This window comes from Cobetia sp. SIMBA_158, from assembly GCF_046566945.1.
GTDB lineage: Bacteria > Pseudomonadota > Gammaproteobacteria > Pseudomonadales > Halomonadaceae > Cobetia > Cobetia amphilecti.
Genome location: NZ_JAWJYL010000102.1, coordinates 1 through 383, shown reverse-complemented (window position 1 = coordinate 383; position 383 = coordinate 1). Strand labels below are relative to the sequence as shown.

The following is a 383-nucleotide window of genomic DNA, read 5'->3' as shown; positions in this document are numbered from 1 at the left end:
CTCTTAGCTTCAAAAATCTCAGCTTCAATAGTCCATTGAAGTATCTCGCCCTGATTGTCTGTTATTAAAGGATTAATAACAAATTCGCGATAAATAATCACACCAGCGTAATGTGATTCAACTTTTAAAAGCCAATCATCTGCATCTGCATCTGTTTGAATTGGATAAGCTACGTGATAACAGAAAACTTTGTTGCCATCCCCTTGAATAACTTCAGGGAAAACATAAGCTGGATTCTGTGATTCAATTATTACTCGATATGCGTCAATCTCTTTAGGTAAACGTCCACCAAATTCTTGACCATATCGGACTTTGTAAAACGCATCCCCACGATAAGCATTGGATAAAGCTGATTCATAATTAAGAATGTTTAAGTCGTTTTT

The 383-nt window shown here is 35.8% G+C and carries 1 protein-coding gene; it reads right to left on the bottom strand.

Annotated features, from left to right (window positions below):
* On the bottom strand, positions 1 to 383 hold a 383-nt coding region (locus R2R70_RS19170), incomplete at both ends, for a hypothetical protein (RefSeq protein ID WP_410978775.1).